Annotated in this window: 3 protein-coding genes; all 3 read left to right on the top strand. The window is 59.5% G+C overall.

Annotated elements, in window-relative coordinates; translation table 11 throughout:
- Positions 1 to 356: 356 nt before the first annotated feature.
- Complete coding sequence (locus EOC06_RS35750) at positions 357 to 989, top strand: PAS domain-containing protein (RefSeq protein ID WP_023812148.1); 633 nt, start codon at positions 357 to 359, stop codon at positions 987 to 989.
- A gap of 177 nt (positions 990 to 1,166) precedes the next feature.
- The gene (locus tag EOC06_RS35745) at positions 1,167 to 1,784 is read left to right on the top strand and encodes a PilZ domain-containing protein (RefSeq protein ID WP_023812149.1); all 618 of its coding nucleotides are present in this window, start codon (positions 1,167 to 1,169) and stop codon (positions 1,782 to 1,784) included.
- A 265-nt stretch (positions 1,785 to 2,049) separates the two neighbouring features.
- On the top strand, positions 2,050 to 2,571 hold a 522-nt coding region (locus EOC06_RS35740), incomplete at its 3' end, for a transglutaminase-like cysteine peptidase (RefSeq protein ID WP_128310014.1).

The raw sequence follows: 2,571 nt of genomic DNA, 5'->3' as shown, positions 1-2,571 counted from the left end.
AGCATCTAGATCACCACGGACCGAACCGCAAACCGCGAATCGCCGCGGCACGAATCAAAAAAGAAGCCGTTCAAGGTTTCCCTTGAACGGCTGGTCGAGCCCCCTGCTCCCCTAAAACTCTTGACTGAAGTGCTGCCGATCGTCGCGAAACGACCGCTTCTGGAGTGGTTTTTGTGTGCCACGGGGCTCGCTTCGATGCAACGTAAACCACTTGTTAACCTTAACGGCCCCGACCCGTGAACAAGTGTTAACGACGCTGGCACGCTTCCTGCTCCGCAACGCATGTAGGTCATCGGAGGGCGCCCTTCTGTTCACCGATGGGACATCAGACGACAGAATGCGCGGAGCAGCATAGCATGAACCAGAATGGATCGATCACGCTGTTCCAATATTGGAATCGCCTGCGTGACGGACGTCCTGCCCCGAAGCGTTCGGAGGTCGAGCCGGCCGACATCAAGTCGCTGCTGGCCGACACCTTTATCCTGGAACGGGACACGCGCGGGCAAGCCGTATTCCGGCTGGCCGGCACCAGGCTTTGCGCCTGCTACGGCCGCGAACTCAAGGGGTTTTCCTTTCCATCGCTGTGGCGCGAGAAGGATCAGCGGCTCGTCTCGCGGCTGATCCATGGCGTCTTCGAGCAGAAGTCGGTCGTGCTCATCAGCTATGAGGGTTTCAGCCGCAACGGGCGCTCAAACAAGTTCGAACTGCTTGCCCTGCCGCTGGACGGCGGCGTCGAAAATCCGCGCTGCCTGGGCGTCATCAGCGCCGTGGAGAAGCCCTTCTGGCTGGGTGCCGATCCGATCACCGACGCGTTGATCGATTCGATACGCGTCATCGATCCGGAGAAGGAGCTTCTCAACAATCGCCCGGCGATCGATGTTCCCTCGCTCGTTCCCGATGAACTTGGAGCACCCGAGACGATCTCGGCACTCGGCCGGGCGCGCCGCATTCGGCATCTCGTCGTGTTCGATGGCGGGCGCGAGGAATAGTCCGTTTGCGGCCTGATGCACGTCGCCCAAAACTGCGCGGCTGTTTTGGCACCGCGACCTGCAAAAAGGAAACCCCTGGAGCGCCCGCTTTTTCCCTTTGTTAACCCGCTTTGTTGTACTTCTCTGACGAAGTTCCTCGCATCGGCGCGCGGGATGCCAAACGGGGTGTAGGCAGTCATGAGGTCAGCGGCGGTCGACTATGCGCCGTCCCAAGCTGAAAGGCGTAACTTTCAGCGCGTCCGGGTTAAAATCTACGGACGCTTCATGCTGGAAGACCGCACCGAACACCCCTGCCAGGTCGTCGACATGTCACCGGGCAATGTCGCGTTTCGCACCGACCGCATCGGCATGCCCGGCGAAAAAATCATTGCCTACATCGATCATATCGGCCGCATCGAAGGTGTCGTCACCCGCACCTTGCAGGACGGTTTCGCGATGACCGTCATCGCGTCGGATCGCAAGAAGGACAAGCTGGCCGCGCAATTGACCTGGCTCGCCAACAAGCATGAACTCGACCTGCCGGAAGATCGCCGCCACGAGCGCGTCGCGCCGCGCAATCCGACCAGCGTGCTGCAGCTCACCGACGGTCGCCAGTACCAGTGCCGTATCATCGACCTTTCGCTCTCCGGCGCCGCGGTCGAGATCGACGTCAAGCCGGCGATTGGCATCCAGGTTATGCTTGGCACCATGCGCGGGCAGGTCGTGCGTCATTTCGAGGACGGCGTCGCCATCGAATTCGCTGTGATCCAGCGCCCCGAAACGCTCGATTCCGAATTCAACACGCCACGCACCTGAGCAGGCCCGACAGCGACACTCCAGGAAACCGGCCCTTGTGGCCGGTTTTTTGTTTTCGACGCCATGACCGGCATGCTTCGCCACTCTTGGCGGGGGAGCCCTCCGCGCGCCGAGATTTGCGCCTCAATATCCAAACGAATTAATACTCAAATGGTTCAAATTTTACGTTTATTCTACTGGAGTTTTACTCAATATCTACTTCGAGCTTTTGCGTCAAATAAATCCACATGTGGCAATGTCTCCTTCGAACGGGGAGACTACAACAATGAAGAACACGAGGGGCAAGCTGTTGCTGGTGGCAATGGCGATGCAGCTTTCCGCTTGGGGATCAGCATATGCCGCGGGACCGGCCTATATGCACACCGGCGGACGCACCACCCAGCCTGTTGGCCATTATGAGTTCTGCCAGCGCAGTCCTGGCGAATGCAGCGAACGGACCCCGAAGGGTGCGCCGGTCGAACTGACCCGCAAACTGTGGGCGACGATCGTCAACATCAACAATTCGGTCAACACTCGCATCAAGCCGCGCACCGACATGGAAAACTACGGTGTCGAGGAATATTGGGCCTATCCGGCCAATGGCTATGGCGATTGCGAGGATTACGCGCTGGAAAAGCGCCGCGAGTTGATGGATGCGGGCGTGCCGGCCGGCAATTTGCTGATGACAGTGGCGCGCCAGCCGAATGGCGACGGCCACGCGGTGCTGACCGTGCGCACCAGCCTCGGAGAATTCATCCTCGACAATCTGGAAACCAAGGTCCTGTCCTGGACGGACACCGACTACACC

This window comes from Mesorhizobium sp. M7A.F.Ca.MR.362.00.0.0, assembly GCF_004023175.1.
GTDB lineage: Bacteria > Pseudomonadota > Alphaproteobacteria > Rhizobiales > Rhizobiaceae > Mesorhizobium.
Note: the sequence above shows the minus strand (reverse complement) of the source record. Positions and strands in the feature narration are given on the sequence as shown.

Bases quoted from the DNA above. Each gene is read 5' to 3' on its own strand.
- EOC06_RS35745 (WP_023812149.1), top strand. From the start codon at position 1,167: ATGAGGTCAGCGGCGGTCGACTATGCGCCGTCCCAAGCTGAAAGGCGT.
- EOC06_RS35750 (WP_023812148.1), top strand. From the start codon at position 357: ATGAACCAGAATGGATCGATCACGCTGTTCCAATATTGGAATCGCCTG.